This is a genomic window from Mycobacterium sp. TH-M106 (assembly GCF_057473765.1).
Genome location: NZ_JBYCLE010000560.1, coordinates 1 through 3,803 on the forward strand (window position 1 = coordinate 1; position 3,803 = coordinate 3,803).

The 3,803-nt window shown below is 65.4% G+C and carries 4 protein-coding genes; 3 read left to right on the forward strand and 1 reads right to left on the reverse strand.

All coding sequences use genetic code 11. From position 1 onward, the window contains the following. Together prpB and AC2VOP_RS19230 are read left to right on the forward strand one after the other, a co-directional pair. Nucleotides 1–756 (forward strand): methylisocitrate lyase (gene prpB, locus AC2VOP_RS19225; protein ID WP_486962448.1); only part of this gene is annotated, 756 nt, incomplete at its 5' end. Further along, entirely contained in the window at nucleotides 753–1,886 is a 1,134-nt protein-coding gene (locus AC2VOP_RS19230; protein WP_486962449.1) for a bifunctional 2-methylcitrate synthase/citrate synthase, read from the forward strand. The genes prpB and AC2VOP_RS19230, both read left to right, overlap by 4 nt. A gap of 36 nt (nucleotides 1,887–1,922) precedes the next feature. On the opposite strand, the gene AC2VOP_RS19235 is transcribed toward AC2VOP_RS19230, so the two are convergent. Beyond that, on the reverse strand, nucleotides 1,923–2,906 hold the full coding sequence (locus AC2VOP_RS19235; protein ID WP_486962450.1) for a PE-PPE domain-containing protein: 984 nt from the start codon (nucleotides 2,904–2,906) through the stop codon (nucleotides 1,923–1,925). Nucleotides 2,907–3,072: 166 nt separating this feature from the next. Between AC2VOP_RS19235 and AC2VOP_RS19240 the strand changes: the two genes are divergently transcribed. Next, nucleotides 3,073–3,803 (forward strand): DUF3556 domain-containing protein (locus AC2VOP_RS19240; protein WP_486962451.1); only part of this gene is annotated, 731 nt, incomplete at its 3' end.

Here is a 3,803-nt window from a genome sequence, read left to right on the forward strand (position 1 = left end):
GGTGCGGTGCTCGCCGCCGACCTCGGTTTACCGGACATCGGGTTGACCACGCTGACCGAGGTGGCCGGCCGGGGAGGGCTGATCGCCGCAGTCACCGACCTGCCCACCCTGCTCGACGCCGACACCGGATTCGGTGAGCCGATGAACGTGGCTCGCTCCGTTACGGTGCTCGAGGATGCCGGCTTGGCCGGCTGTCACCTTGAGGATCAGGTCAATCCGAAACGCTGCGGACACCTGGACGGGAAAACTGTGGTTCCGGCCGATGAGATGGTCAAGCGGCTGCGCGCCGCGGTGTCGGCCCGCCGCGACCCGAACTTCGTCATCTGCGCCCGCACCGACGCCGCCGGGACCGAAGGCCTGTCAGCGGCGATCGACCGGGCCAAGGCCTACGCCGACGCAGGTGCGGACATGATCTTCACCGAGGCACTGGCCGGGCCCGCCGACTTCGAGCGGTTCCGAGCCGCGGTGAACGTCCCGCTGCTGGCCAACATGACCGAGTTCGGAAAGTCTGAGTTGCTCAGTGTGCAGCAACTCACCGATATCGGCTACAACGTCGTCATCTACCCGGTGACCACACTGCGGCTGGCAATGTTCGCCGTCGAAGCGGGCTTGCGTGAAATCGATTCAGCCGGCACGCAGTCCGGGTTGCTGGAGAAGATGCAGCACCGTAGCCGGCTCTACGAGCTGCTGCGTTACGCCGACTACAACCAGTTCGACACCGACATTTTCAACTTCGCGTTAGGAGAGTCCCAATGACGTCGCTCGCTACCGTGCAACCGGAGATCCACAAAGGGTTGGCCGGTGTCGTCGTCGACACCACGGCCATCTCCAAGGTGGTGCCGGAGACTAACTCGCTGACCTACCGCGGTTATGCGGTTCAGGACCTGGCCGCGCACTGCAGCTTCGAGCAGGTCGCCTACCTGCTGTGGCACGGCGAGCTGCCGACCGAGGCCGAGCTGTCGTCCTTCCGGGACACCGAACATGCTGCGCGGCAACTCGATCCAGCGATGTCGTCGCTGCTGACCGGGCTGCCGGAGCACTGCCACCCGATGGACGTGGCGCGCACCCTCATCAGCGCTCTGGGCGCGAACGATCCCGACGAGGGCGACAGCACCGAGGCCGCAAACCACGCGAAGGCGTTACGCATGTTTGCGGTGCTGCCGACCATCGTCGCGATCGACTTGAGGCGGCGGCGTGGCCTGCCGCCGGTCGGTCCCGACCCGCAGCTGGGCTACGCCGAGAACTTCCTGCACATGTGCTTCGGCGAGGTGCCCGAACCGACTGTCGTCGCCGCATTCGAGCAGTCGATGATCCTCTACGCCGAACACGGCTTCAACGCATCGACCTTCGCCGCCCGGGTGGTCACCTCGACCCGATCCGATATCTACAGTGCCGTCACCGCGGCTATCGGCGCGCTCAAGGGCCCCCTGCACGGTGGCGCGAACGAGGCGGTCATGCACGACATGATCGAGATCGGCGAACCGGAGAACGCGTCGGAGTGGTTACGCGGCAAGCTTTCCCGCAAAGAGAAGGTGATGGGCTTCGGTCATCGCGTCTACAAGCACGGTGACTCCCGGGTGCCGACGATGCACCAGGCGCTGACCCGGGTCGCCGAGGTGCGTGACGGCCAGCGCTGGCTGGACATCTATCAGGTCCTGGCTGCCGAGATGGTGCAGGCCACCGGGCTCAAACCCAACCTCGACTTTGTGACCGGCCCGGCGTATTACCTGATGGGGTTCGATATCCCGATGTTCACGGCGCTTTTCGTGATGAGCCGGGTCGTCGGCTGGACCGCCCACGTCGTCGAGCAGACCGCGTCCAACGCGCTGATCCGGCCGCTCAGCGCCTACTCGGGGCACCCGCAGCGGACGCTTCGGGCGGGCTGACCTGACCCGGCTGATCCGGTGCGCCCGCGACTGGGGTCAGTAGGAGTTGAAGAAAAGCAGTTGCAGGGAGTCGGCCACACTCTGGAACAGTCCGCTGTTGGCGGCTCCGTGCACGAACACCGCACTGAGCCACGCGTCGACGTTGTTGACGTCGCTGTCGGTGATGTGGAGAAACGTGAGTTCGCCGTCGGTCGACGTGGTCGCGTCGGCGATCTGTGCCGGTGTCAGCCCCAGGTACTCCGCGTGCGGGCCGAATATGTCCAGCAACGCACGCCACAGGCCCTGGTCGTTGTAGATCGCTTGGAAGTTGGGGACCGGGTCGGGGTCAAAACTGTAGATGGTCGCCGGATACAGATCATCCGGCGTCTCGTTGCCGAGAACGCTGGTCATGTGGAAAAGGGTGAGCAGATAGTTGGTCAGAGTCGTACCGATCGTCGCGTCCATGTCTGCTTCAAGGTTGGGCCACACGCCGGTGACCGGGGCGGACGGGTCGCCGATGAACACGAAGTGCAGATCGTCGCTGGGGATACCGGCTGCGGCCAGCCGGGTCATCGCGATCGACTCGGCGGTGGCGCTCTGCGAGTATCCGAACAGCGTCAGCGGATGCTCCGCGTTGAAAGCTCCTGGGTTCGCGGCGAATTCGTTCTCCACGGCGAGAACGACATCCGACGCGGCGGTGAAGCTGCTCGGGCCCTGTTGGATCAGTTCGGGTGTGGTCAGCACCTGCAGCGGGGCGCTGCACGGGTCGGTTCCGGTCATATCGCAGACGATCGAGTCGGTCGCGCCGCCGTCGAAACCCAGCGGGTGCAGATACAGATCCTCGGCGGTCTGCGCGAACTGGGTCGACGGCGTCGGCTCGGTGGTTCCGCCGAGGATGATCGCGGTGTCGCTGCCCGACAGCGGACCGTCCGCAGACAGCAGAATCACGTCGATGCGGGCCGGTGGGCTGATCGGCGCGATGGCCGCGCCGACGATCATGCCGACGGCGGCAACGTGCGCGAACACCGGGTATCGGTTCACCGCAGCATTCCTTTGCTCCCATCGGCACGCCCCACTGTGATCCGGGTCATTGCACCTTCTTATCTCACCGTCATCGTGGATTCAAGGAGTTGACATCGGGACCGGACCTGAAGGTTGTGGTCAGCCGGTCGCTCTGAGTTCACCGGCCCTCTCTAGTCTGACGGCCATGGGTTTCCTCAAGCCCGACCTGCCCGTCATCGACTTCGACGAATGGAGCCAAGGCACCCGCAGCGAGAAGATCCGCCCGATGGCCCGACACTGGGCCGAGGTGGGTTTCGGCACCCCGGTGGTGCTGCACCTGTTCTACGTGGTCAAGATCGGCCTCTACGTCCTGGGCGGCTGGCTGATGGCGTCGACGACCACCGGCCTGAACGGGTTCACCGGTGTTGCGCACTGGTGGAGCGAGCCGATCGTCTTCGAAAAGGTCGTGCTCTACACGATGCTCTTCGAGGTGATCGGGTTGGGCTGCGGCTTCGGCCCGCTGAACAACCGGTTCTTCCCGCCGATGGGCTCGATCCTGTACTGGTTGCGGCGGGGCACCATCCGGCTGCCGCCCTGGCCTCACCGGGTGCCCTTCACCCGGGGGACCGCCCGCACCCGCTTCGACGTCGCGATGTACGCGGCGCTGCTGGCGATGACGGTCTGGGCGTTGTTCGCCGACGGCACCGGTCCGGTGGCGGGGATGACGACGGTCGGCGTGCTGCCGGCCTGGGAGATCCTGGCGGTGCTGGTCCTTCTGGCGGTACTGGGGTTGCGGGACAAGGTGATCTTCTTGGCCGCCCGCGGCGAGATCTACGGAGCACTGGCGGTGACGTTCCTGTTCACGGCTTGGAGCACGGTGGACATGATCGTCGCCGCCAAGCTCGTCTTCGTCATCATCTGGATGGGTGCGGCCAC